20 protein-coding genes are annotated in these 24,954 nt (G+C 41.0%); 6 read left to right on the forward strand and 14 right to left on the reverse strand.

What is annotated here, in order from left to right:
- A partial coding sequence (locus tag B2X72_RS17265; protein WP_286850861.1) for a right-handed parallel beta-helix repeat-containing protein occupies nucleotides 1-1,221 on the forward strand: 1,221 nt, incomplete at its 5' end.
- A gap of 5 nt (nucleotides 1,222-1,226) precedes the next feature.
- Here the strand turns inward: B2X72_RS17265 and B2X72_RS17270 are convergent.
- Genes B2X72_RS17270 through rbsK form a run of 4 tightly spaced genes read right to left on the reverse strand, consistent with a single transcriptional unit; the run spans nucleotide 1,227 to nucleotide 6,390 of the window.
- The gene (locus tag B2X72_RS17270; RefSeq protein ID WP_286850863.1) at nucleotides 1,227-2,519 is read right to left on the reverse strand and encodes an acetylxylan esterase; all 1,293 of its coding nucleotides are present in this window, start codon (nucleotides 2,517-2,519) and stop codon (nucleotides 1,227-1,229) included.
- 21 nt (nucleotides 2,520-2,540) lie between these two features.
- A complete protein-coding gene (locus B2X72_RS17275; protein ID WP_286850865.1) occupies nucleotides 2,541-3,542 on the reverse strand; it encodes a GRP family sugar transporter in 1,002 nt (333 codons plus the stop codon).
- Nucleotides 3,543-3,583: 41 nt separating this feature from the next.
- The gene (locus tag B2X72_RS17280; RefSeq protein ID WP_286850867.1) at nucleotides 3,584-5,449 is read right to left on the reverse strand and encodes a beta-L-arabinofuranosidase domain-containing protein; all 1,866 of its coding nucleotides are present in this window, start codon (nucleotides 5,447-5,449) and stop codon (nucleotides 3,584-3,586) included.
- 29 nt (nucleotides 5,450-5,478) lie between these two features.
- A complete protein-coding gene (rbsK, locus tag B2X72_RS17285; protein ID WP_286850869.1) occupies nucleotides 5,479-6,390 on the reverse strand; it encodes a ribokinase in 912 nt (303 codons plus the stop codon).
- 233 nt (nucleotides 6,391-6,623) lie between these two features.
- Between rbsK and B2X72_RS17290 the strand changes: the two genes are divergently transcribed.
- Complete coding sequence (locus B2X72_RS17290) at nucleotides 6,624-7,667, forward strand: GntR family transcriptional regulator (protein WP_312352209.1); 1,044 nt, start codon at nucleotides 6,624-6,626, stop codon at nucleotides 7,665-7,667.
- Between the two features lie 106 nt (nucleotides 7,668-7,773).
- Here B2X72_RS17290 and B2X72_RS17295 read toward each other — a convergent pair whose 3' ends face one another.
- From B2X72_RS17295 to panC, 9 genes are all read right to left on the reverse strand, one after another.
- Nucleotides 7,774-8,346: a DUF4136 domain-containing protein gene (locus B2X72_RS17295; RefSeq protein ID WP_046672038.1), complete on the reverse strand. Its 573-nt coding sequence runs from the start codon at nucleotides 8,344-8,346 to the stop codon at nucleotides 7,774-7,776.
- Nucleotides 8,347-8,631: 285 nt separating this feature from the next.
- Nucleotides 8,632-10,275, reverse strand: coding sequence for an NAD+ synthase (locus B2X72_RS17300; RefSeq protein WP_286850870.1), 1,644 nt, complete (start codon nucleotides 10,273-10,275; stop codon nucleotides 8,632-8,634).
- A gap of 945 nt (nucleotides 10,276-11,220) precedes the next feature.
- Nucleotides 11,221-11,814, reverse strand: a complete 594-nt coding sequence (locus B2X72_RS17305; protein WP_088163059.1) for an FKBP-type peptidyl-prolyl cis-trans isomerase — start codon at nucleotides 11,812-11,814, stop codon at nucleotides 11,221-11,223.
- A 202-nt stretch (nucleotides 11,815-12,016) separates the two neighbouring features.
- Nucleotides 12,017-12,688 (reverse strand): hypothetical protein, encoded by a 672-nt coding sequence (locus tag B2X72_RS17310; RefSeq protein WP_088163058.1) that lies wholly within the window; start codon nucleotides 12,686-12,688, stop codon nucleotides 12,017-12,019.
- A gap of 75 nt (nucleotides 12,689-12,763) precedes the next feature.
- Entirely contained in the window at nucleotides 12,764-13,231 is a 468-nt protein-coding gene (locus B2X72_RS17315; RefSeq protein ID WP_112374939.1) for a thioredoxin family protein, read from the reverse strand.
- Between the two features lie 14 nt (nucleotides 13,232-13,245).
- Nucleotides 13,246-15,582 carry a TonB-dependent receptor gene (locus tag B2X72_RS17320; RefSeq protein ID WP_112374938.1) on the reverse strand — a complete coding sequence of 779 codons (2,337 nt, stop codon included), beginning with the start codon at nucleotides 15,580-15,582 and terminating at the stop codon, nucleotides 13,246-13,248.
- 374 nt (nucleotides 15,583-15,956) lie between these two features.
- On the reverse strand, nucleotides 15,957-16,319 hold the full coding sequence (locus tag B2X72_RS17325; RefSeq protein ID WP_070570114.1) for a hypothetical protein: 363 nt from the start codon (nucleotides 16,317-16,319) through the stop codon (nucleotides 15,957-15,959).
- Between the two features lie 120 nt (nucleotides 16,320-16,439).
- Nucleotides 16,440-16,790: an aspartate 1-decarboxylase gene (gene panD / locus B2X72_RS17330; RefSeq protein WP_070570112.1), complete on the reverse strand. Its 351-nt coding sequence runs from the start codon at nucleotides 16,788-16,790 to the stop codon at nucleotides 16,440-16,442.
- Between the two features lie 44 nt (nucleotides 16,791-16,834).
- Nucleotides 16,835-17,695: a pantoate--beta-alanine ligase gene (panC, locus tag B2X72_RS17335; protein WP_112374937.1), complete on the reverse strand. Its 861-nt coding sequence runs from the start codon at nucleotides 17,693-17,695 to the stop codon at nucleotides 16,835-16,837.
- Nucleotides 17,696-17,843: 148 nt separating this feature from the next.
- On the opposite strand from panC, the gene B2X72_RS17340 reads away from it, so the two are divergent.
- The 4 genes from B2X72_RS17340 to uvrC all read left to right on the forward strand — a co-directional run bounded on the left by B2X72_RS17340 (nucleotide 17,844) and on the right by uvrC (nucleotide 23,868).
- Entirely contained in the window at nucleotides 17,844-18,662 is an 819-nt protein-coding gene (locus tag B2X72_RS17340) for a glycogen/starch synthase (protein WP_070570107.1), read from the forward strand.
- Nucleotides 18,663-18,984: 322 nt separating this feature from the next.
- Nucleotides 18,985-19,464, forward strand: coding sequence for a 2-C-methyl-D-erythritol 2,4-cyclodiphosphate synthase (gene ispF, locus B2X72_RS17345; RefSeq protein WP_070570337.1), 480 nt, complete (start codon nucleotides 18,985-18,987; stop codon nucleotides 19,462-19,464).
- Nucleotides 19,465-19,704: 240 nt separating this feature from the next.
- Nucleotides 19,705-21,975, forward strand: coding sequence for a penicillin-binding protein 1A (locus tag B2X72_RS17350; protein ID WP_112374936.1), 2,271 nt, complete (start codon nucleotides 19,705-19,707; stop codon nucleotides 21,973-21,975).
- A gap of 93 nt (nucleotides 21,976-22,068) precedes the next feature.
- Complete coding sequence (gene uvrC, locus B2X72_RS17355) at nucleotides 22,069-23,868, forward strand: excinuclease ABC subunit UvrC (protein ID WP_115046553.1); 1,800 nt, start codon at nucleotides 22,069-22,071, stop codon at nucleotides 23,866-23,868.
- A 73-nt stretch (nucleotides 23,869-23,941) separates the two neighbouring features.
- Here uvrC and era read toward each other — a convergent pair whose 3' ends face one another.
- Entirely contained in the window at nucleotides 23,942-24,820 is an 879-nt protein-coding gene (era, locus tag B2X72_RS17360) for a GTPase Era (RefSeq protein WP_070570335.1), read from the reverse strand.
- Nucleotides 24,821-24,954: the final 134 nt, after the last annotated feature.

Genomic DNA, 24,954 nt, shown 5'->3' on the forward strand with positions numbered 1-24,954 from the left:
AAGACATTGAGCTATTCTGTCTTGGAAGAACCATTTTTTAGTCTGATCGGTACGCAGCATACACAGATTAGGGGTATTGAGTTTGAAGAATCCAGAGGAATGGGGGTTTACCTGCGGGATACCTATGCCGTCGAGATTGATGCGTGTAGGTTTAGCAATTTGGGTAGCCTGGGCGTTGCTGTTGGGTATGGAATAAAACCTTTTGAGCGTTTGCAGCACGAAGGTACGGGAGAAGCGCTTGACAACAGTATTGGAGATCTACATCAGCACCTGTATAGTCATCCGACATTTGATCAGAAAGGAGGTGAACAGAATGTCATTCGCCATTGTCATTTTTCACATCTAGGAGCCGGCGGGGTTTCGTTGTCGGGTGGAGACCGTAGCAAATTGACGAAAGGGAATAATCGAATTGAGGACTGTATCTTTTTTGATCTGAACCGTTTGGAGCGGTCCTATCGACCGGCGATAGCACTTTATGGCGTGGGCAATACCGTCAAAAATTGTGAGATATCAGATTTGCCGAGTATGGCTATTCTCATTCATGGCAATGAGCATAAAATTGAATATAATTACATTCACAAGGTTGCACAGGAAGTTGATGATCAGGGAGCGATTTATATCGGACGGGATCCTTCAGAGCGGCACAATCTGATACAATATAATCTACTTGCAAATATTCCGAAAACATTAAGGACTTCTGGCATATATCACGATGATGCATCAAGTGGTACCAAAGTATTCGGTAATATTTTCGTCAATGCTGGTGAGCGATCGGCATTTATTGGCGGGGGCTCGGATAATTGGTATGTGAATAACCTATTTGTAGGTGCCGGAAGATGGGCGGTACGTGTGGACAATCGGTTGGAAAACTGGCTTAAAAACTTGAATGTGTACCGATCGGGGCACTTGTTCTATGACCGTTTGGTGGGTGTCAATTATCTGATAAGCCCTTATCGCGAGTCCTATCCCGAATTGGCATTGCAGTTTAGCCGAAATGGAAAACCTACAGGAAATGTATTTCAGGATAATCGGTTTTACAATTGTAAGTACATTCTAAAAGGTAAAAGAAAATGGCTTGCCTGGGATCAAAGTAACAAGGAAGGTTTTCTGCCGGATTTCCGTCGGGATTTTCAGATAATGAATTTAAAGGATCTCCAAGTTGTTCTAGGGACGAAAGCCCTAGAACAACAGATTCCGATAGACAACATTGGCCCTCAATAATAGATCTATTTTTCCGTTTGCTGTTTTATCCAGTTGAACCATTCGGTTTTTTGATCCGGATGGGTCCAATGTCCTGTTTCCTTGTAGATATGCAATGTTTTGGGTGCGGTGATGCCATTGTAGCTAGCGTACATCGAAGTAGGAGGGCAAATCACATCGTTGAATCCCCAGGAATAGAATCCCGGTACTGTAATGCGTTTGGCAAAGTTGACCACATCGTAATACGATAACGTTGTTTCGATATCACGGATGCCTTTTAATGCACTGTAATTTGCTGGAGCAAAATAATGGGGCCATCCACCAGCACGTTGATGCAGGTAGCCCGTCACGTCCGACAGCGCAGGATAGAGTGCCGCAACTGCGGTCACACGTTTATCCAATGCTGTGGTTGCGATACTCAGCGCACCGCCCTGACTACCACCCATAACAACGAGGTTTTTTCCATCCCATTCAGGTAGTGAAGTGAGGTAGTCGTTGGCTCGCAGACAACCTAAGTAGACACGCTTATAATAAAACTGATCTTTATCCTGCAGATTATAGTTATAATATGCCTTCAAAGCACCTGCAGCTAGGTTTTTGTAGATCGCGGAGTCTAGGTCAACCGGAATGCCATGTATGCCAATGCTTAAGACTATCATTCCTTTGGCGGCCAATTCAATCTCAGGGCCATAAGGGCGAACGCCAGCACCGGGCACACGCAATACAGCTGGATATTTTCCCGGATCTGAAGGCATGCTTAAAATACCATATATTTTGCTATTTCCAACGTTGTTAAATGATACACGATAGACGTCGACCTCTACAGTACTTTTGTCAGGAAGCAAAGTTTTGCTGGCCTCGATGGGAACAGCCTGAAGTACTTTGATCGCCTTATCCCAGAACGAATTAAAATCCACCGGATTTTGTTGTGTAGCAATGATTTTTTCGGGTGAAAATCCGATTGTGCATAGCTTTTTGGTCTGCTTTCCGTTTTTAGTCACAATAACAGTACAACGCAGAAAGCCTGGTTTCTTCAGTGTGAAAGGAGCACTTTTAAAATGCCCCTGAAAGGACGGTATCTGTGCACTGACAAAAGGGCTGACCATTTCGGGACCTATTTCGTAATACACACTATCGCTATGGAAAGCTTGCCCCCCCGCATTGACCTGAATATCAAAACTAACTTGATCGCCGGGTTTTGCGAGCCAGTTGTCGTACGCTGTATTAATCTGTATGTCTAATTTTTCGGTTTGCCCTTTACTGTTTATGGCACAGAATAAAAGCAAGGTTAGGAAAAGAAATTTGTTGATTTTTTGCATAGTAGGATGAATATAAATGGATTATTTCCCTGCTTCAATGAGCAGCAGCAATCCGAGAATAAATAAGCAAAACATAAATCCGAGCCACAGCATGGTCTGTTTGCTGGCGCCTTTGAATTCGCGCCAGATAAACACACCCCATAAGGCAGCAACCAAAGTTGCACCCTGACCTAATCCATAGGATATTGCTGGCCCGGCTTTACCCGCAGCAATTAGATTAAGGGAATTGCCTATTCCCCAAATGATACCGCCGAGAATACCGACAAGGTGTACACTGAAATTACCTTTAAAATAATCGCTATAACGAAGAGGTGGTCCCGCTAGTGGCCTTTTCATGAGTAAGGTGTTGAAAATAAAATTGCTCAATAAGATACCGCATGAAAATATAAATACTGCCGTATAGGGCGTCATTTTTCCGATTGCTGGCGACTCAAAATTATTCAGGTCCATGGCGGATGCTATAAATCGATAAAATAACGACATCAACAGCCCTGCGAGCAGGCTAAGAAAAATTCCTTTCGAGGAAAGTTTCTGCTGATTTTTCATCATTCTTTTATAGGCAAAAGCATTGATAACAATGGCTACCGCGATACAGGCTACTCCAGCAAATAGGAGGGATGGATTACCTTGCATTGCTGCAATATAGTTGATAAGGACTCCTAAAATCAATGCCGTACCGATACCAACCGGAAATGCAACAGCCATACCTGCCAGGGAGATCGCCGATGAAAGTAGGATATTGGCAGCATTGAATATAATCCCACCAAGTAAGGCATTGCAAATATTGCTGCCCTCTGCTTGTTGCAGGTCGGCGACAAACGGTCTGCCGAGCTCGCCATGACTGCCTAGTGTAAAGGCAAACAGTAAAGAAAGGAGAAAAATGCCGAGCACATAATCCCAGTAGAAAAGTTCATAGCGCCAGCTTTTGTTGGCTAGTTTTTGGGTATTTGCCCAAGAACCCCAGCAGATCATCGTAATGATGCAGAAGATGATGGATTGGGTATAGCTTGTTACAATAAACATGTCTTCTTGTTGAGTCTGTTAATATTTGAGAAAGGGTACCATTATCGACTTATAGCAGGAACCCAGAGTGTCGAAAAACCTCCAGTTTGACTGGCATCGGCATAAGGCACAAATACCAGCGACTGCTGCCCATTGTCGGCGGTTTTGATCTCGGTGGCATAAGCCAATGTTCCAACCCAGCCTTTCGGTAGCTTGTCCTGTGCATCGGTCAGTTTGATATTGTCTTGAAGCGGATAAACAAATTTTGTTTTATCCAGCTGGAGCTGCGGATTCAGTGATTGATCAAGGGCAAAGATCTGCGGTCCCCTTTTTAATGTAAAGCTATTGGGATAAGTTTTCCCACCATTGATAATTTCTGTTTCTATATCAAAAGAAACGACGATTTTATCCTTGTCTTTCCATTGGCGCTCGATTTTTAGAAAATGATCGGGACCAGATTTATAGCTTTTGCCATTGACTGTTGCGGTATAGTTTTTAGCCCATTCCGGAACGCGCAATTGAAGTGGAAATTGTGCTGAGCCTGGAATATGAACTTGTACAGTCGCGGTTCCCTTTCTTGGAAATTCACTTGTTAGGGTAAGTTCCAACGGTATAGTCTTTTGGGATGAAGTCTTGATATTCTCTTTGATCTGTGCCGGTTCATATAGCAATAATGTCGGGATATTGTTGAGCATACCAAAATTCAAGTAGGGAATAAGTGCTATTCCTCGTGGAACGCTGCTCAGGCAGCAGGTGATATTACAGCGGTAGGGTTTTTCGCCAATAAGAGGCGTATAGTAACTTACACAGCCAGTCTGCGGATTTTCGGCACCGAGTAGGTGGTTGTAGATCGTTTTTTCAATTTCATTATAATATTTTAGATCGCCAGTAATTGAAAAAAGCTGTGTATTGAATTGAAGCCAAGTCGTGGTGACACAGCCTTCCCCCATGTGGGCCGAGGTGTCGGCTAGGAGGTAATGGTTGTCCTGAAATCGCTCATGATCACTGGATGTACCTGTTGCAAATAATCTGTTGGCGCTGATATCATCGAAGGTGTAATTGATGACCTGAAGTAATTGACTATCCCCAGTCAGACGGTACATCTTGACCAGTCCGACGATATTTGAAAGCATCTCATAGGCTTTGGCATTAGCTACTTTATCGACGCGTTTATGCTTTAAAATGGAGTTAACAATAGCTGGACCACCTTCAAAGTCATATGCGCGAATGATGTAACGGCAAAATTCAAGATATTTTTTGTCGCCAGTCCATCGGTATAGATCTAGCATCGGGTCAATGACGGAAGTTGCGGCCATGCCGACATGCGATCCTGATTTCAGAATATTTTTTTTTCCGGGGGTATCGCCGAAAGTGCTGCAAAGTAGGTCGCCAATTTGTACAGCTGCTTTCAATGCCTTGGTATCTCCAACGGCGCCATAGTAAGCAAGCAATCCAAAGAGATCATATTTATGCACCCAGACATCCCAGGAGGTCCAACGGTTTTCAGCCAGGTAAGTGCCCAGATATCCATCTGTATCCTGTGTTTCGAGCAGGCGATGAAACATGCGATCCATCTGTTGTTTCAATCGAGGATCTTTGGTGACAAGCCAGGTGTTTGCTGCGGCCTCAAGATATTTTCCAATATGCTCACCGATCCATCGTTGTTTTCCCGGACGGTTTTCAAACCCGGCTAATAAACCTTCTTCATCTACCTGAAGCAGTCTTTTTTCGAGATTAAGCTGATAGCGATTACCCAAATAGCCGCTGATCAGATCTATTTGAGGGATTTCAAGGTCGTAGCGAGAGGGCACAACATAGTCGACTTTTGGATTGGCCGCTGCGGTAATCAGCTGTGCTTTGGAATGCTGAATCGAGGTAAACAGCAGCAATGCTGTAGCTGCTAAAATTAGACGAAGAGACATGATCATGTAAATAAGGTTAATAATTGATTTTCAGGTTATAAGATGTTGTATTCTTGCCAAAAAGGAATGGACGTCTGCGCTCCCATGCGGGTAACAGAGATTGCTGCAGCTTTGGAAGCTAGTTTGACTGCATCGACGATCCGCATTTCCTTGGCAACACACGCGGCAAGGACGCCACAGAACGTATCGCCTGCGGCGGTACTGTCCACTGCCTTGACTTCTTCCGCCGGAATCTGAATATAGTTATCCTTTTCCTTGAGCAGTGAACCTTTAGCACCTAGGGTAATAATGATTATACCCGGGCATTTTTGATATAAATAGTCTGCCGCTAGGGCGGCCTCTTCCCAGTTTTCAATCGTCATGCCGATATAAAATTGTGCTTCAGCTATATTAAGCACGAGGATATCAACTTGTTGGAGTATTTTATCTGGCAGGGCCTGCGCTGGGGCCGTGTTGAGTATAATTTTGGTATCATGCTGTACAGCAATGTCAATGGCCTGTTCGATGGTTTCTAGTGGAATTTCAAGCTGCATAAGTAATACTTTGCCGGAAATGATCGTATGCTTAACCGATTGAAGTTCCTTGGTTGTCAGTGTTGCATTGGCTCCCGGTGCGACGAGGATACAATTCTCTCCCTTCGCATCCACGGAGATAAGGGCTATGCCCGAAGGATTTTCTTCGTCCCGAAAGATGGTGTCGATCTGAATGCCTTCTTGCTGGTAATGCGCAATAGCCTGCTGGCCGAAGACATCTGTGCCGACTTTAGCGATAAAGGCGACTGCACTACGGGACCGCGCCGCAGCAACCGCCTGATTGGCTCCTTTGCCACCGGGCACCATAAAAAATTGACCACCTAAAATAGTTTCTCCTGGTGCAGGAAGATGTGCTGCCTTGACCACCATATCCGTGTTTGAACTGCCTAAAACGACAATAGTTGCGCTGCTCATAATAATTAGGTTTATACGCTGTTACTGAATTAATAACCAAAAGTACAGATTTCGTATTTCAGTTAATTATAACGGCTATTTTTTTCGTGCAGGTAAGGGCAGGATAGTTAAAGCAACATCATTCCTATTTTTTGATTTATATAAAGTATCTTAGTATGTATTCTCCGAGAGGAAATAAGACCAGTTGTAACGTATAAAGTTTTTAGCGTATTTACCATGTAGATGTTCAAGCTATGAATATGACCAATGCAATAGCTCAATTTTTAAAAATACTTGAAATAAGTGACTTTTCTGCTACGCCCAAGTATCTGCAGTTAGCCAATACAATTGTTGATGCCGTTAAAAATGAAATTTTATCGAAAGATGATATGTTGCCTTCTATTAACGAGCTGAGCGGTTATCTTGATATTTCACGCGATACGGTGGAGAAAGCATACCGTTATCTAAAACAGCAGGAAATTATCGCATCTAATCCGGGGAAAGGTTATTATATCAATAAAATAGATGTGCAGTCCAAGGTAAAGATCGCGCTCTTTTTAAATAAGCTCAGCACACATAAAAAAATTGTCTATGACTCCTTTGCGCGTGAGTTGGGTGATTATGCCAATTTGGATTTATTTGTATACAACTCGGATCTTTCTTATCTGAATACGTTGCTTGGAAGTTTGACCAAGACGTATGATCATTACGTGCTATTTCCGCATTTCAAAGAAGGACGGGATAAAGCTCCGGATATCATCCGAAAAATTCCGGCAGAAAAACTCATGTTATTGGGTCGCTTTATTGAGGATGTACCGGGTGAATTTCCAGCTGTTTATGAAAATTATGAACAGGATATCTATAGTGCCCTGGAGGAGGCTAACGAGTCATTAAGTAAATATCAGATGCTCAAATTGGTCTTTCCAGATCATAGCGATTTTCCAAAAGCTATTATTAAAGGATTTTATAAATTCTGTCAGCAATATGCATTTGATCACGAATTGGTTGCCGACCTCCATCGTGAAAAGGTTGTAAAGGGGACTTGCTACATCAACATTATTGAAGATGATCTCGTTAAGTTACTGAATAAGATTATACAGAAAAAGTTAGTCATCGGGATGGATGTTGGGGTTATATCCTATAATGAAACACCATTGAAAAAATTTATATTGAATGGTATTACGACGATATCGACCGATTTTGAAATGATGGGGCGATTGGCTGCCGAATTGATCCGAAGTAAATCCAAGGATCGTGTTGAAGTCCCATTCTATTTAAAACTTAGGCCTTCTGTATAGGCAAAAAAAACAGGCTAATCGCGCTGATTAGCCTGTTTTTTTGATAAATATTTTCTAGTTCTTTGCGTATTATGATGCAATAATCAAAGAAGCAGCTCCTTTATTCTTATTTCTTTATAGTTTTTACAGGAAACAGGTCAATAACACCTTTTGCAACCTTGCTGATGTTATTAATTGCTTTTTCGGGGTTATCAACATCGCCAGAACCACGAGCCTGCCAAATCACTGCGTTTGTTTTACGATCGATGGCTTCGATAATCAAATGGCCGTAACGATAGCGTTCTTTTGCAACTGGGTAATAGCCGCCGCCATAGTAATAAGGTGAAAACCATGGACGGTACCAACCCCAAGGGCCACCCCATCCGTAATAACCGCCGCCGCCATAGATCAAACGGCTTTTATTGTTGACAATGGTAATATACCGAAATAGTAAATCAGGATTATCTTTAGAATATTGTAGGCCCTTTGCCTCCAGCGCAGTATTCGCGGCATCCAGGATATTAGCTTTGGCGATATCGTTGTCAAAATAAGACTTCGAAAGCGAGTCTACCGGAGGTAACCAAGCATACGTCTTGAAAGGAGTAAAATCCATCTTTTCTACCCGAGTGGTATTGTATTGATAAGACGAACATGATGCGAGTGCAACGCAAAGCACCAAAAATAATAGAATCTTTTTCATCGTAGTAATTTATTTATCAACTGTGATGAATCTACCATGAGTATTCTGTCGCTGCATTGGACAACCACACTCATGATGGTTCATGGCCTATATGGAACTTATATTAATTTAACTAATTTGTTCTTATTCTTTATCCGCATACCTTTCAATTGTAAAAAATAGTACAGTTGACGGTCTTTATGGCAATTGTTTTTTTATCGTCTGGGATGCTGCCATCCTTTTTGATTTTACAATCTATTACTTTAGACAAAAAACTATAAATATGGTTTAATCCGAATTGTAAAATTAATAGGGATATTTTGCCACCAACGGAATCTGCCTTCCTGGACCAAAAGCTTTTGGACTAATACGCAGGATGGGAGGAGCTTGAAAACGTTTGAATTCCGCATTATTAACCAATTTACATACCCTTTCTACTAACGATTTTTCAAAGCCCATTGCTACAACCTCAGATCCCGCTTTCTCATTTTCGATGAGTTCAAAGAGGATTTGATCCAATAGATCGTATTCCGGCAGCGAGTCCGAATCTTTTTGATCTGGCCGAAGTTCCGCAGAAGGCGCTTTTTCAATGGTATTGACTGGAATGATCTCCCTTTCTCGATTGATATAGCGCGCTAAATCATAGGCTTTGGATTTGTAAACATCACCGATTACAGAGATGGAACCTGCCATATCACCATAGAGTGTACCATATCCTACAGCAGCCTCACTTTTGTTGGATGTATTGAGTAAAATATTGCCGAATTTATTGGAAGCGGCCATCAGAATTACCGCACGTGCGCGCGCTTGAATATTCTCTTCAGTCGTATCTGGCTGCAGCCCTTCAAAAAGAGGAGCTAAACTATGTTCGAAGGCATTGGCAATATCTTTGATCGGAACGATATAATGTTTGCAACCGGTATTGTTGACAAGATCCATCGCATCTTTTATCGAATGGTCGGAAGAGTAGACCGATGGCATCAGTATGGCTAATACATTATCGGCACCCAGGGCCTCGCAGGCCAAAGCAGCAACTAAGGCCGAATCTAGCCCACCGGACAAACCTAAAACCGCCTTCTTGAAACCAGATTTTTGAAAATAATCACGTAGCCCGAGGATCAATGCATCATGTATAAGAGCCATCTCAGCAATAGACTCTTTCGAAGATGCTGTGGTGGAGGTTATATTTTGTTGATGATAGGTGACAAATTGAAGATCTTCTTCAAAGCTTTTTAGTTCAGCAATTTTTGTTCCTTCATTATTCAGGGCGATTGAGCGGCCGTCAAAGATAATATCCATGTGAGCGCCAATTTGATTGACATAAATTAGCGGTCTGCCAGACTTTTTTACCTGTTGGCTGAGGACCTTGATCCGTTCATCAAAATGGGTATAGGAAAAAGGGGATGCCGCAATATTGATGAGGAGGTCTGGATTTTCTTTTCTCAACTCTGCCATGGGGTCTCCAACGTAAGAATTGCCCCCTTCGTCATCATCCCACAAATCTTCACATATGGTTAAGGCGATTTTTACGCCGTTCAACTCGATACAATCAAAACGTCTGCTGGGCTCAAAATAACGATATTCATCAAATACATCATAATCGGGCAAAAGGCCTTTTTTAACAATGTTTCGGACTTCCCCATGCTCAATAAATACAGCGGTATTATAAAGCTCTTTGCCCTCAGGATCACTGTTTTTGACGGGGGCTCCGATGATACAGGCGATATCCTGACAATGAGCAGCGATTTGATGAATAGCTTCATCGCATTGACGTTTAAAGGCCTTACTTCGCAAAAGATCCTTGGCAGGATAACCACCAATCGCGAGTTCGGCGAAAATAATAAGATCGGCCGTTGCTTCTTTGGCCTGTTGGATCGCGCTAATTATTTTTTTAGTATTTGCTTCAAAATTACCGATATGGTAATTCAATTGTGCTAAAGCTATTTTCATATGCTATTAATCGTCTAACTAAATAAGATACCAATTGATGTCGGATCTTCTCACAAATTTATTTCTTTTTTTTGATACTCAGACCGCCCTTGGTCGAATAAAAGCGCTAAATTATCTTCCGATCAATTGAGGGGCATCGTATTACCAGCTATGGGCTGTAAATGGAATGAATGCACAGTGAGTCCATGTTGAGTCGATCTGTTGAGCTGCTATCGTTGTAGATGTATGTTTTTTACAACGCGTGACGATATTGAATGTGCTAAATTGTTTTAACATAATTTTAACAACGTTAAATGCTGTTAAATTTCTTGACATGAAAGCAGATCTGTAGTACCTTTGGTATATCAAAAGAAACGAAAGATATTTAAAAATAATATATAAAGAACTTTTCATAATTTAGGTTAATAATTGGTTAGGTAAAGCTCGGAGTTCCCCACTTCGAGCTTTTATTTTTTCTAGACACCTGTTTCAAGTGGTGTTTCAATTTCCTTCTTTGTTTAATTAATTTAAGGTGTTGTTTATGGATCATACTATTGTCGCACAACAGCGATCTTTTTGTTACGTAAGTATAGCTTCTACCCTTTTTTCTCTTTTATTTTTTTAGCGGCAAATTAGGATCAGATAGTGATCAAATTAACTCTTTTGACAGTGCTTGTTCAGTGATCGTTCAGTGCTTGTTCAGTGATTGCTCAGTGTAGACTGAATGATCAATGACTGATCACTGTTTAAAAAGCGATTGAAAATTGTTATTAGGTATAAGTTGATATGAAAATATATCAGTTTTAAGATCTATCTTCCTTTTACGTTTTTGGATAATTTTGCTAGCATATAAAACTATCGCCCAATAAACACATTAATCGTTGAAAACCTCATAGAACTAAAAAGCTCCTAAAATGACATCATTTTAGGAGCTTTTATGCTTTGTTGCTTCAAGAGAAGCGATAATTATTTGATATCCGTTACTTCAATTACAAAATCCAATGGCGAGTTTGCCGGAATAGTTCCCACAGCCTGGTTTTGGTATCCATAAAGGGAAGGAGCCATGATGTGAATTTTACTGCCCTTTTGTAGACCTTTTTCTGTTAAGCCGCCTAATTTCATGTCACCGATTTTTTGCGGAGCAAATGCGAAGGTCCAAGCAGGAATAATAGTGCTGTAAAATGGATACTGATACCCCGTGTTTGTGATGATTTCAAATTCTTTGGCAGTATCAGTTTGATCAAATACACTTCCACTCAATAATTTTCCAACGTATTTTACAGTCGGTTTAAATTTTAAGTATTTGCCATTTAATGTGTCAACCACTTTATATTCATAGTTCCCTGTTCCTTCGGCAAGAATTTCATACCAAATTCCTGTTTCGCTGTTGTATTGTGCATCAGGGTAATTTTGGCTGACGTAATTTTTAAGTGTTACAGAATCCGTTTTAAATTGTGCATTCGCATCATAAACCGGCGCATCGTCGCTTTTGTTACAGCTGATAATAAGGAAAGCGATTGCTGCAATTCCCATGAATAGTGGTGATAACAGTTTTTTCATTATATTTTTTATTGGTTTTTCAAGGAAAAGCTATTTTCTTTATGAAAGTAGCTTTGCAAATGTATATTATTTTTTCTTCGTTAAAGGTTTTCGCTATAACAATTAACATTTTGATACAGTAATTTACACTTCTGAACGTCTACTTACAAAAAAGCCATTCTCACTAGGAGAACGGCTTCGATGAATGCATTGTTTTTATTTTTTATTTAACAGCACCAACAGCTTTTAGGTCGATGGTGTATACTACTGGTGTATTTTTAGGAACAGTTACCTTTTCGCTTCCTGTTGTATATTCTACTTGATCAAAAGAATAGTAAGAAGGAGCAATAAAGCTTATTTTGTCTCCTTTTTGCAATCCTTTTTGTAATAAACCTTCAAATCTTACATCTTGACCTTGGATATTAATAATGGTAGGAATAAATGCTTGCACCCATGCTTGGCCATAAGTTTTTATGGCAACGCGAATGTCGTCATAAACTTTAGGAACACCATCTGTATTTTTGTCGAACACAGTTCCATCCATCAGTTCGCCTTTGAAGTTTAAGGTTGCAGACCACGCGTTTGCTTGTGGACCATAATAGCCGATACTTCCTGTATAACTATATGGTGTTGAGTTATCTGTTGCAAGCTCTACTTTGTACCAGATTCCTGTAGAGTCGGAAAACCGTGCATTTTCTTTCCATTTGGTTTTGGCGTATTGCTCTAAAAGAGGTGCTTGTATTCTTAATAGGGAATCCCTGCGTGCTTTTTCTTTTCTAGCAGCTTCTATTTGTTGTCTATTCAATGCATCATAATCGATATTATCTTTATTACAAGCCGTAAAAAGAACCCCCAGACACAAAAACGCCATTAATAATTTCGTGATATTTTTCATAATTTCTTAAAGTGTGTATTAATTATAAAATCCAAAACGCAGGAATAATGGAGTTCGCTACACGTAAATGTTAAATTATTCTAAAAAAATAGCTAACTCCTTTGAGTTCAAGTATTTTTGTTGTATGTTTTTTAGCCGAAATTCACTGTCAAAACGTAGGAGAGTTGGGAAAATCATTTTTCTCCCTTGTAGCAATTGCAAAGCTAAAGGATGGAATTGTCCTGTTTTTTTTCTTTTCTTTAAGGGCTTCCATATGCTTCGATCAAAAGCAATCTCATCGATAGATTCTGCATCTAAATGAACGGCGTAGTAGCGCTTGTTGATTAATTGGACAATCTCCTTTTTTGTAAAGATTTCCTGTTCCATTTTCCGGCAATAGCTACACCAATCCGTATGAATAAAGAGGAGCGTTTCGCGCGGAGAAACATTCAGGAGTGAATCCAGTTGTGCAAAATCAATCCAATTTATCCGCTCCTGTCCTTGAGAACAGAGCGGATAAAAGAATAGGATTAAGAGCACATATATTTTTTGGAAATGCTTCATATCCCAAATCCATGTTAATGAAAATGACCAACACGAAGGCCAAATGTATAAGTTCGAGGGCGTGTTGGACCGTAGATATAATCTGAATCACGTAGCGCTCCCTTGTCAAAGTCCTTCTGAAAAGCATTGAACATGTTTTGTACACCCCCAAAAATTTCAATGCTGAAATCTTTATGTATTGGAAAGGTATACCCTAGGCGGAGATTTAATTCCACAAAGTCCCGGGCATTTTTAAGGGTCATCACATCATTTTGAATGTGTGGAACAATCATTTTTCCCGTATATACTCCAGTCAGATCGATCGCAAATTGTTTGGTTGCTTTCAGGTTGCTATTCAAATAACCATAAATGTTGGGCGTACGGACATATTTTTTGGTGAGGATATCCTGCCCATCTTCTTTTCCTGTATAGATGATTTGGTCTTTCTTGTAACGTGAGCGCTGGATCGTCCCGCCGGTTTGGATAGAAAACCAGGAGGATGGCGCGATATTGATTTCAATATTAGAACCATACACCCGGGCCCCTTCACCATTTTGCATTTCCTGGATAATCAATCCGTCTTTTTCAGACGCCATGACGTTGACAAACTGATTATTTAGATCCGTGTAAAATCCCTCCACGAGCAAACTGGTTTGTACATTTCCGAAATTTTTATTGTAGCTAAAAGAACCTGTATACGCATTGGAGTATTCTGTTTTCAGATTTTCACCGATCAATACAAATACTTGGTTTCCGCCAATGGAAGTGACGTGCATGTCTTCATTAAATGCTTGTGGTGCGCGGAAGCCACGTGCATAGCCGCCTCTAAATTGAAGGTCTTTTGTGATATCGTATAAGATGGTCAACCGTGGGCTAAAGGTGCCGAAGCGCTGATCCGAGTTTCGGTTTATACCTGCAAGACTATATTTACCGTCAACATAGGTGTAATCATATCGCGCTCCGATTAACGTTTTAAAATTGCTTAAAGGCTTCCATTCGTATTGGGCATAACTGCCTAGTCCTTTGTTCTGCTGATCAATGGTTCGTTTATAACCTGGTATTTCATCCTGGGTATTGTTGTATGAAAACTCCACTCCGGCAGTAAATACATCTCTTTCAAAGTTGTAGGTATATTGTCCCCCGGCAACTAGCGCAATATCATTCGTTTTTCCATAGGCATTTGCTGCTAATGTGCTGTCCGCAAGGGTTGTTCCGCCCCCAAGACCGCCATAGTAGCTGTCGCGAACAGTTTTCTGTATAGAGCCATACAACGACATTTTTTGCTTATAATCTGTGGAATAGTGATCGTATGTGATTCCGCCAACAAGCGAACTGGTTTCCAACTGCTCGGTGATCTGCGTCAGGTGCGGTACTTTATCGAGTTGATCACCACCGCGGCGGAACTCGTTCACGGTGCTAAAGTCCACCGTTATCTTATCCAGGTCACTCGGCTTGTAAAATAATTTTGTGCCGAACGTGGTGTTACGAAGTTTGGTTATTTCCGAAAAACCATCACCATTCGCATCGTAAGCTTCCCGATTACGGTGCATACCGTAGAATGTGGCTCCTCTTTTGAGGTCTTCCGAAACGGTGGAGGTATTAAAATCCACTGTATTATCCCAGCTTTTGCCGCCAATGAGTGAGTTGGTGGATTTTACTTGCCAGTCGTTTTCTACCGGATCTTTTGTAATAATATTGATTGTTCCAGCGATCGCATTGGCACCAAATAATGCCGAACCACCACTGCGCACAACCTCAATACGATCGATCATACTTGTTGGAATCTGATCCAATCCATACACGATATTTAATGCGGAAAATACCGCCCTACTGTTGATCAATATTTGTGAATAGGGGCCTTCGAGGCCATTCAGGCGGACTTGTGAAAAGCCGCAATTCTGGCAATTGTTTTCTACCCGTACACCCGGCTGATAATTCAATGTTTCCGACATGGCAACAGATTGTGTTGCATTAAATAATTTAGGCCCTATGACATTGACAACCACGGGGGCGTCCTTACGTTTGACGCCATAGCGTGTAGCCGAAACAACGACCTCATCCAAATTGAGGTTGTCTTCTTCCAGTTGAATTTGCAAAGGCGACTTCAACGTGTCTAAAGAGATGACTTTGCTGAAGGAGCGATAGCCCACTGCCGATATATTTAAGGTTACTTTTTGCGTTGGTATGGCGGATAGCTTAAAGTACCCGTTTGGATCGGATGTAGTTGCGAGCTTGCTGTTTTTTAAAGTCAGTGTACCAGAGGGAACCGCCTCATGGTTTTTGTTGAATAAGTAGCCTTCAAGTTTTGATTGGGCGTATATAGTGGATGTACCAACCAGTAATGTGGCCAGTAAAGTGTATTGCTTTAGCATCGTAATTTTATGAAAATTTTAAAAATACAGGCCTCGTATAACATGATCTGTTCCTCGTTATGAACGGCGTTCAAGGCATTGCGTCTTATCGGAAGCAGGGTAATAGCTTGTTTCCGACAAGGTAATGTATGCCGATGAGCTCACTGAAACCATCGTAACAGTATTCAGCGAAAGTTCGCTATTGTAACAGGGACAATTCTCAAAGAAGAGGCAAATAAAAATGGGATCAAAGATGATATATTGATAGCGGTATTTCATGCTGTCGTTCTGGAGCCAAGCGATTTAGCACATACGTAATCTCTTACTTGTTTGCACCAAGTTCGTTTGATCGTTATGGAACTAGGGACAGGCCCTCGAAATCTTTGATTTTTGGTTTATGCTAAGCTGGGGGGACCACGTAAGTGGTAATGATCGATCGTTGTGGTGATCGCCTCCGGACAAAATGAATTATAATGCTCTTCTTTTACTTCACGCGGAATAGGAAGTTCAAGGACGGTAAATTCGGTTTGTACGTAGGTATTGTGATAGATGACATTGAGGTATTCGATCTGGTCATCTGTTTCTTGCGGCTTTTGTTTTTTTGTAAAATCATAAGGGTGGGTGTGCATGACAATTTCACCGGTTGATTTTACCTCCTTGTGCATAAAAACAACACCCGAAATAATAATCAGCGACATTAATACCAATTGGCATAATGCGATAAGCTGACGTGGGGATTTTGTTGTTTTTCGGTACATAAAAAAGCGCTACTTTTTAGGGTAACGCTTCAAAAATACGATTTTATTTTGTGAGTATTCGTGATCCACTCATTAAAAAATTATAAAGTTTCTATGTGCTAAGCTTAACTTGCTTCCTGATTATTTAATCAGATGATTGTTGTCGTCTGGAAATACAACGGAAGGTTTAAACTGCTTAGCTTCTTCAAAGTCCATGTTCGCGTAGGAAATAATGATGACGATATCGCCAACTTGAACCAGGCGAGCCGCAGCACCATTCAAACAGATAATACCTGATCCACGTTGACCTGGGATGACGTATGTTTCAAGACGGGCTCCATTATTGTTGTTTACGATTTGAACTTTCTCGTTAGCGATGATATTTGCGGCATCCATCAAATCTTCATCTATTGTGATACTACCCACATAATTCAATTCCGCTTGTGTGACTTTAACGCGGTGAATCTTGGATTTCATTACTTCTATTACCATGGCGCAAAGGTAGGGCTTTCTGCTGAATTTGAAAGATTTGTCAATTAATTTGACAAATTATTCAGAATCATATTATCAATCAAACGGACACCTTCAACCCAGCCAGTGACAAGTGCGACATGCTGCTTGCTGAAATCGATGTGGTTGACTTCTTTTAACGTTGAACTTTCACATAGCGCAAAGTATTCAACGCTAAGCCCATCGGTGTCTGTTAAAATCTGCAGGGCTTTGTCTTTTATTTCCGCTAGTGGGATAGGGTCATGTATATGATCTTTTACGAATTGCAGAGAACGGGAGAGTGCCAAAGCTGTTCTTTTTCCAGCTTCACTTAAGCGCGCGTTTCTAGAGCTCAGTGCTAGGCCGTCTTGGTCTCTAATGATAGGACATATCGCCAATTGAATCGCGAGATCCTTCATGGCTATCATGCGTTTAATAACCATGACCTGCTGAAAATCTTTCTGCCCGAAACAAGCAATATCCGGTTGTACCAATGTAAATAATTTATAGACCACCTGCGTGACTCCTTGGAAATGGCCGGGGCGTCTTTCACCTTCCCAAATTTGGTCCAGTTCGCCAAGATCGAGATGCCAGGCCTCATTTTTATCGGGGTACATCTCATCAACACTTGGTAAGAAAAGAATGTCGCAATCAACGGATTCCAGTAATCTGATGTCGTTTTCAATGGGCCGTGGATATTTTTCGAGATCTTTCGGATCGTTAAATTGTGTGGGGTTTACAAAAATGCTGCAAACACGAATATCACTGATCGGTTTTGCATAATTTAATAGGGATAAATGTCCTTCATGTAAAGCGCCCATCGTAGGGATTAGGGCGATTTTTTGACCTGTTGATCGGGCTTCTTGCAGGTATGCTTGGAGAGATGCTTTCGTTTTGAAAATTTCCACTTTGCTATTTAGTTTTTTGTTGGCAAAGGTGCATAATATTTTGGGAATATAAAACGATGATTAATAGTAAATTGCATAGTAAGTATTTTTTTCGTACCTTTGTAGACCGATTTTACTGTTCGAAAATAATAAATAAAAATAACTGGAGATGGCAAAAACGAAGATATTGTTTATTACTCACGAGATGTCGCCTTTCCTCGAATTAACTAAAATTTCTGAAATTACACGTCAACTTCCGCAAGCGATGCAAGAAAAGGGTTTTGAGATCCGGATCTTAATGCCGCGTTTTGGGAATATCAATGAGCGTCGAAATAGATTACATGAGGTTATTCGTCTTTCAGGCTTGAACATTGTTGTGGATAATAATGATAATCCGCTAATTATTAAAGTTGCTTCATTACCTGCGGCCCGTATGCAGGTATATTTCTTGGATAATGAAGACTACTTTCAGCGTAAAAAAGTTTTTAGTGATGAGCATGGCGAATTCTTTGCAGACAATAATGAGCGTTCGGTGTTCTTCTGTAAAGGAGCATTGGAAACTGTGAAGAAATTAGGTTGGTCCCCTGATGTAGTACACTGTCATGGATGGTTCTCTGCTTTGGTACCGGCTTACGTGAAGACAACGTATAAAGACGATCCTACATTCAAGGATGCAAAAGTGATGTACTCTTTGTTCAATGAAGAATTTAAAGGTACATTAGGTACAAAGTATGCTGAAATGGCGCCCGAGGGCTCCTTTAAGGCTGCGGATGCGCAGGTGTACGGCGATGGTAGTTATGAGGCGATCTACAAAGGTGCTTTGCATTTTACCGATATGGTGGTTGTCGCTGACGAAAATGTCAACACGGAAATAGTTGATTTTGCTCGATCAAAAGATATTCAGGTTTTTGAGCCTAATGGCGATCAGGACTACGATGCTTTTGGAGAAGTATATGATCAGTTTGCGCCAGAAGAAGTAGAAGCTTAAGCTTTACCTTTCGAAGCGTTTCGAAAAACAAACAGACAATAATATAGAAAAAGGCTATTCTCAAGGATAGCCTTTTTTTTATGCGACTCTTTTTCTTCTGGTCGAACCGTTATTTCAATGATTTTCGTTGCGCTACCTGCCAGAAACCTTTTGTCGCAATAAATATAGCTGCGAATTGCTATCTTCGCAGTAATCTGTCAATGATTTTAGCTATTCATACCAGGAGATTTCCGCGAAGATGAATCGGTTTTGATCTATACCTCATAGGTTAGGTTATCAAATAGCATACATTGGCTGTATTTTATTGTATATAATTCGTGTCATGAAAATTAAGGTAGGATTTGGATTTGATGTCCATCAGATGAAAGAAGGTCATCCATTTATTGTTGGTGGAGTGCAATTGGAGCATCATGCTGGTGCCTTTGGGCATTCTGATGCCGATGTGTTGGTCCATGCGATATGTGATGCCATTTTGGGCGCTGCCAATTTAGAAGATATTGGCTACCACTTTCCAAATACAGATATGCGCTGGAAAGGCATTAGTAGCTTATTGTTGTTAAAAGAATGTATGGCGCTGATTGCTGCGAAGGGATATACGCTTGGCAATATTGATGCGATGCTGTGTCTCGAAGCTCCTAAGATCAAACCCTATATTCCACAAATGAAGGTTAAACTGGCTGAAGCAACGGGTTTGGATATCGATGACATCTCTATTAAAGCAACAACAAATGAAACGATGGGATTTATCGGTCGTCAGGAAGGGGTGGTTGCCTATGCGGTTTGCTTGATTGAACGCGCGTAGTTCGCCACAATATTTTCACGTTTAAATTCTTGCTTTTGGCCCAATTAGTAATACCTTTGCCAAAGTAGGGATTCTTGGCACACTATCTGATAGAGTGTGCATTAATGTCTTAATTGAAGTCTTTAAAGATCAAAATGATGCCCTATCCAAGTTTGCAAAATGCAACTGCGGTTGGAAAAATGGTCTCTGCATTGCGGTCTTTACAATGAATAATATTTACGTCTGAAATTTAGTAAATAGATGAAACGAGTATCAAAAAAAAATCAACTTACTGAGGCTGATGTCAAGCGGTATACGTTCAATTTTTGGAAAATTATCGTCGGGATTGTCGCGATAGGTTTTCTCTTTATATTGAGTATACGTCTTGGCCTATTTGGAAAATTACCCTCCTTCAGTGATTTGGAAAACCCCAAAAGTAATTTAGCGTCTGAAGTTATCACGGAAGATCATAAGGTATTGGGAACGTATTATGTCCAAAACCGTTCCAATGTAAAGTATAGTGAATTGTCGCCTTATTTGGTCAAAGCATTGGTTTCTACAGAGGATAAACGCTTTTATGATCACTCCGGGATAGACTACTCACGGACATTTACAGTTATCTTTCACACCTTGACCGGTAACAAACAGGGGGGAAGTACCATTACACAACAGCTGGCTCTGAATCTATTTTCGGATGGACGGCAAAAGAATTTTCTAAAGCGTGTCATCCAAAAATTTCAGGAATGGATTACCGCTGTTCGTTTGGAAAGAAATTATACCAAAGATGAGATTATTACCATGTATTTTAATACGGTAGACTTTGGTGCTTATAATACCTACGGAATCAAATCCGCTGCGCGGACTTATTTCAATACGACTCCGGATAAACTGACGGCGGAACAAGCAGCCCTTTTGGTAGGAATGCTTAAAGGCCCGGGAGCATATTCTCCTGTGCGGTACCCCGAAAAATCACGTACGCGCCGTAATACAGTATTGAACAATATGGTTGCCGCTAATTTTATTTCGGCAGAGGAGGCTACCAAAGCGAAGGAGAAACCACTTGGTTTAGAACTGAAGATTGCAAATTACGGTGAAGGTTTGGCACCCTATTTTAGAGCGGTATTAAAGGATGAAATCAAAAAAGAATTCGCAAAATTGTCCATCACCAAACCAGATGGTACGCCGTATGACCTCGATCGTGATGGATTGAAAATCTATACGACGATCAATATGTCGATGCAGCAATATGCAGAGGATTCGCAAAAAGAATGGATGAAGCAATTGCAGTCTAAATTTTCCGCACAATGGAAAAATAGGGATCCTTTTAAAGGCGACAAAGCCAAACTGCTCATGAGTGGAATGAAGCGCTCTGACCGTTACCGTATTTTGAAAGAAGAGGGCTTGAATGAAGACGCAATCAAAAAGGCTTTCAATGTAAAGGTTCCGATGAATATTTTTACGTGGAAGGGAAGTGTTGATACGATGATGACGCCAATGGATTCCATTAAGTACAATAAACTCATGTTGCGCAATGCGATGATGTCTATGGAGCCGAAGACCGGACACATCAAAGCTTGGGTTGGTGGTATTGATTTTGACCACTTCAAATATGATCAGGTAAAAATGGGTACACGTCAAGTCGGATCGACGGCGAAACCATTTACGTACGCGGTGGCGATTGACAACGGTTATTCACCATGTTACAGTATTCCCAATTACCAACAAACCTATAATGGGTGGACGCCAAGAGGAAATGCACAAGGTGGGAACCCGATTACTTTAGCGAAGGCATTGGCTTATTCGCAAAACTATGCGACGGCCTATTTGGTACACGAAGTTGGTGCTGCAGAAGTGGCCGCATTGACTAAACGGATGGGTATAACAAGTGATGTGCCTAATTATCCTTCGATCTCATTAGGTGCTTATGAAGCGTCGGTCTTTGATATGGTGGGTGCTTATTCGGCATTTGTGAATCAAGGAACCTGGATTGAGCCAACTGCGATCTTACGTATTGAAGATAAAAATGGTACACCGATCTATGATAAAGCACCAAAGGTCGTAAAAGCCTTAAATAGTGAATCTGCTTATATTATTGTTGATATGTTGAAAAAGGTGGTATCCCAAGGTACGGCGAGACGTATTCAATGGATGTATAAGCTCACCAATCCAATTGGTGGTAAAACAGGTACAACCAACGATAACTCAGATGCCTGGTTTATCGGTATCACACCGGAACTGGTTACAGGGGTTTGGACCGGTGCAGAAGATCGAGGTATTAGTTTCGACAGGATGGAGTACGGACAGGGGGCCGCAGCAGCGATGCCTGTATTTGCGTACTATATGCAGAAAGTATATAAAGATTCAAATCTGAAGTATACCAAGGGCGATTTTGAGCAACCGCAGGGTGGGCTTACCCGTGTCATTGACTGTAATCAGTATTGGGGCGGTGGTGGCTCTGATGTCGAAGATGGATCTACGGATTCAAGCGGTAAAGATGCAACTAAACTAAAAGATGATCGCTTAGGTTTCTAAGTTATTTTAACGATTACCATTGGGCCAGATAATAAATTTTTTCGAGATTTGTTGTCTGGCCTTTTTGCTGAACATGTTTGATATTGGAACGTAATGGACGTATTTGATTATAGAGAAGAATTAAAAAAGATACCACATCGACCGGGAGTCTATCAGTATTTTGATAAAAATAGTGAGCTGATCTATATCGGTAAAGCGAAGGATCTGCGTAATCGGGTCGGTTCGTATTTCGTGAATGAAAATCAGCTGAATGGCAAAACCCGTGTTTTGGTTCGCAAGATCAACCGTATATCTTTTACTATAGTTGATACAGAGATTGATGCTTGGTTGCTTGAGAATTCATTAATCAAGAAACACAAGCCCAAGTATAATGTTCTGTTGAAGGATGATAAAACCTATCCATGGATTGTCATCAAGAACGAACCTTTTCCGCGGGTTTTTTGGACCAGACAATATATCAAGGATGGGTCTCGTTATTATGGCCCCTATCCTTCGGTGGGGATGATGCATATTGTATTGGATCTGATCCGTGAACTATTTCCCCTCCGTACCTGCAATTTGGCTCTCACACAGGAAAACATACGGAAAGGCAAGTTTAAGATCTGTCTTGAATATCAAATTGGAAATTGTAAGGGGCCCTGCGAAGGGTATCAGTCCGAAGACGACTACGATCAGAACCTGAGTGATATCAAGGATATTCTGAACGGAAAGATTGCTGTGGTGACCAATCGTTTAAAGGAAAGTATTGGTACAGCAGCAGCGGCTTTGGATTTTGAAAGGGCACAGTTAATGAAGGCCAAGTTGGATAAGCTGGACAACTACCAGAGCAAGTCGACGGTGGTCAACTCATCCATTACCAATGTGGATGTATTTAGTATTGCTTCAGACGAGGGTTACGCTTTTGTCAATTACCTGAAAGTCATGAATGGTGTTATTATTCAGACACAGACCCTCGAAATGAAAAGGCGTTTGGACGAGAGTGAACAGGAGCTTTTGGCCTTGGCCATACCGGAGATTCGGGAGCGCTTCAAAAGCCTCTCGCGGGAAATTATCGTACCTTTTGAATTGGATATTGAAGAGAACGAACGGATTCGATTTACGATTCCGAAGTTGGGCGAAAAGAAAAAATTGCTGGAACTTTCCCAAAAGAACGTGGCATTTTTTAGAAAAGAGCGTCTGTTGCAATATGAAAAGCTTAATCCGGATATTCGGACGGAGCGCATCTTAAAGCAGATGCAAAAAGATCTGCGCATGAATGTGCTCCCGCAACATATTGAATGTTTCGATAACTCGAATATTCAGGGGAATTATCCCGTATCGGCTATTGTTGTCTTTAAGGATGCAAAACCTTCGAAGAAAGATTACCGCCACTTTAATGTGAAAACCGTGGAGGGTCCCAATGATTTTGCCACGATGGAGGAGGCTGTTTTTAGACGCTATAGGCGATTATTGGATGAAGATCAGCCTTTGCCGCAATTGATCATTATCGATGGGGGAAAGGGGCAGCTGGGCGCAGCCTTAAAGAGTCTGCGCTTGTTGGGGATAGAACGGAAAGTCACGGTCATCGGCATTGCCAAAAGACTGGAGGAGCTATTCTATCCGGGTGATCAATATCCACTTTATCTGGATAAGAAGTCTGAAACCCTCAAGGTCATTCAACATCTCCGGGATGAAGCACACCGTTTCGGAATCACCTTCCACAGAAATCAACGTAGCCGCAAAACCTTCGTTTCAGAGCTGGAAAATGTTCCGGGTATTGGAAAAACAACGGTTGAGAAAGTGTTAACCGAGTTTAAATCGGTAAAAAAAGTGAAGGAAGCCTCCGATGAAGAACTAAAAAAAGTGCTTAATCTGAAACAGATTAAAGCACTTCGTGAATATTTTGCAACGTAAAAATTTAAAAGAAGAATAGTTCGTGCAGTCGAGGTCGGTAAAAAAGGTCTCCGTACGAACTTTTCAAAGCGAATTAATCATCGTAACCAAAACGTTTAAGGTAGTTCTTTTTACTTCTCCAGTCAGGAATCACCTTAACAAAAAGTTCGAGGAATACTTTTCCATCGATAAACTCTTCAATATCCTGGCGGGCATAGGTACCGACTTTTTTGATCATGGCACCTGCTTTTCCGATGATAATATTTTTTTGAGAGTCGCGCTCTACAATAATTTCGGCAGCAATACGTGTGATATTTGCTTCTTCTTTGTATGATGTGACGATTACCTCTGTACTGTAGGGGATTTCCTTATCGTATAGTTTGAATACTTTTTCACGGATCATCTCAGAGACGAAGAAACGCATGGATTTATCCGTTAGCTCATCTTTCTCATAATAGGCTTCGTGAATCGGTAACTTGTCCTTGATGTAGTGCATCACGGCGGCGACATTATGATTTAATTTTGCTGAAATTGCAAAAACGGTATCTGGATTTAATTTTTCCTGCCAAAATTCAATCTTAGCCTTGACCTCTTCTTCCGAAGATTTATCAATTTTGTTGATAAGCACGGCAACAGGGGAATTTGTTTTACGCAATTTCTCCAGAACATCGTTCTCATCGTATTTTTCGTGGATATCTGTCACAAATAAAATAATGTCTGCATCGATCAACGATCCTTGGACAAAATTCATCATCGATTCTTGTAAAGAATAGTTTGGTTTGATGACACCAGGGGTGTCCGAAAACACAATTTGATGGTCTTCATCGTTTACAATACCGATAATGCGGTGTCTTGTCGTTTGCGCTTTGGGTGTAATGATAGACATTTTTTCACCCACTAAAGCGTTCATTAGGGTGGACTTACCAGCATTTGGCTTTCCGATGATACTTACGAATCCTGCTTTGTGTGACATTTTTCTAAATTTTATTAGGATTACAAAGAAACAAAATATATCTTTGTACTCCAATTCGGAAGGATCATAATCTTGTTTTTTCAAAAGAAAAAAGCAATTTTGTTCAAAAATATATTGCGGGGTGGAGCAGTTGG

This window comes from Sphingobacterium sp. UBA7253 (assembly GCF_002472745.1).
GTDB lineage: Bacteria > Bacteroidota > Bacteroidia > Sphingobacteriales > Sphingobacteriaceae > Sphingobacterium > Sphingobacterium siyangense.

Coding starts and splice junctions, on each gene's coding strand:
- B2X72_RS17270 (WP_286850863.1), bottom strand. CDS start 2,519: ATGCAAAAAATCAACAAATTTCTTTTCCTAACCTTGCTTTTATTCTGT.
- B2X72_RS17275 (WP_286850865.1), bottom strand. CDS start 3,542: ATGTTTATTGTAACAAGCTATACCCAATCCATCATCTTCTGCATCATT.
- B2X72_RS17280 (WP_286850867.1), bottom strand. CDS start 5,449: ATGATCATGTCTCTTCGTCTAATTTTAGCAGCTACAGCATTGCTGCTG.
- rbsK (WP_286850869.1), bottom strand. CDS start 6,390: ATGAGCAGCGCAACTATTGTCGTTTTAGGCAGTTCAAACACGGATATG.
- B2X72_RS17290 (WP_312352209.1), top strand. CDS start 6,624: ATGAATATGACCAATGCAATAGCTCAATTTTTAAAAATACTTGAAATA.
- B2X72_RS17295 (WP_046672038.1), bottom strand. CDS start 8,346: ATGAAAAAGATTCTATTATTTTTGGTGCTTTGCGTTGCACTCGCATCA.
- B2X72_RS17300 (WP_286850870.1), bottom strand. CDS start 10,275: ATGAAAATAGCTTTAGCACAATTGAATTACCATATCGGTAATTTTGAA.
- B2X72_RS17305 (WP_088163059.1), bottom strand. CDS start 11,814: ATGAAAAAACTGTTATCACCACTATTCATGGGAATTGCAGCAATCGCT.
- B2X72_RS17310 (WP_088163058.1), bottom strand. CDS start 12,688: ATGAAAAATATCACGAAATTATTAATGGCGTTTTTGTGTCTGGGGGTT.
- B2X72_RS17315 (WP_112374939.1), bottom strand. CDS start 13,231: ATGAAGCATTTCCAAAAAATATATGTGCTCTTAATCCTATTCTTTTAT.
- B2X72_RS17320 (WP_112374938.1), bottom strand. CDS start 15,582: ATGCTAAAGCAATACACTTTACTGGCCACATTACTGGTTGGTACATCC.
- B2X72_RS17325 (WP_070570114.1), bottom strand. CDS start 16,319: ATGTACCGAAAAACAACAAAATCCCCACGTCAGCTTATCGCATTATGC.
- panD (WP_070570112.1), bottom strand. CDS start 16,790: ATGGTAATAGAAGTAATGAAATCCAAGATTCACCGCGTTAAAGTCACA.
- B2X72_RS17340 (WP_070570107.1), top strand. CDS start 17,844: ATGGCAAAAACGAAGATATTGTTTATTACTCACGAGATGTCGCCTTTC.
- ispF (WP_070570337.1), top strand. CDS start 18,985: ATGAAAATTAAGGTAGGATTTGGATTTGATGTCCATCAGATGAAAGAA.
- B2X72_RS17350 (WP_112374936.1), top strand. CDS start 19,705: ATGAAACGAGTATCAAAAAAAAATCAACTTACTGAGGCTGATGTCAAG.
- uvrC (WP_115046553.1), top strand. CDS start 22,069: ATGGACGTATTTGATTATAGAGAAGAATTAAAAAAGATACCACATCGA.
- era (WP_070570335.1), bottom strand. CDS start 24,820: ATGTCACACAAAGCAGGATTCGTAAGTATCATCGGAAAGCCAAATGCT.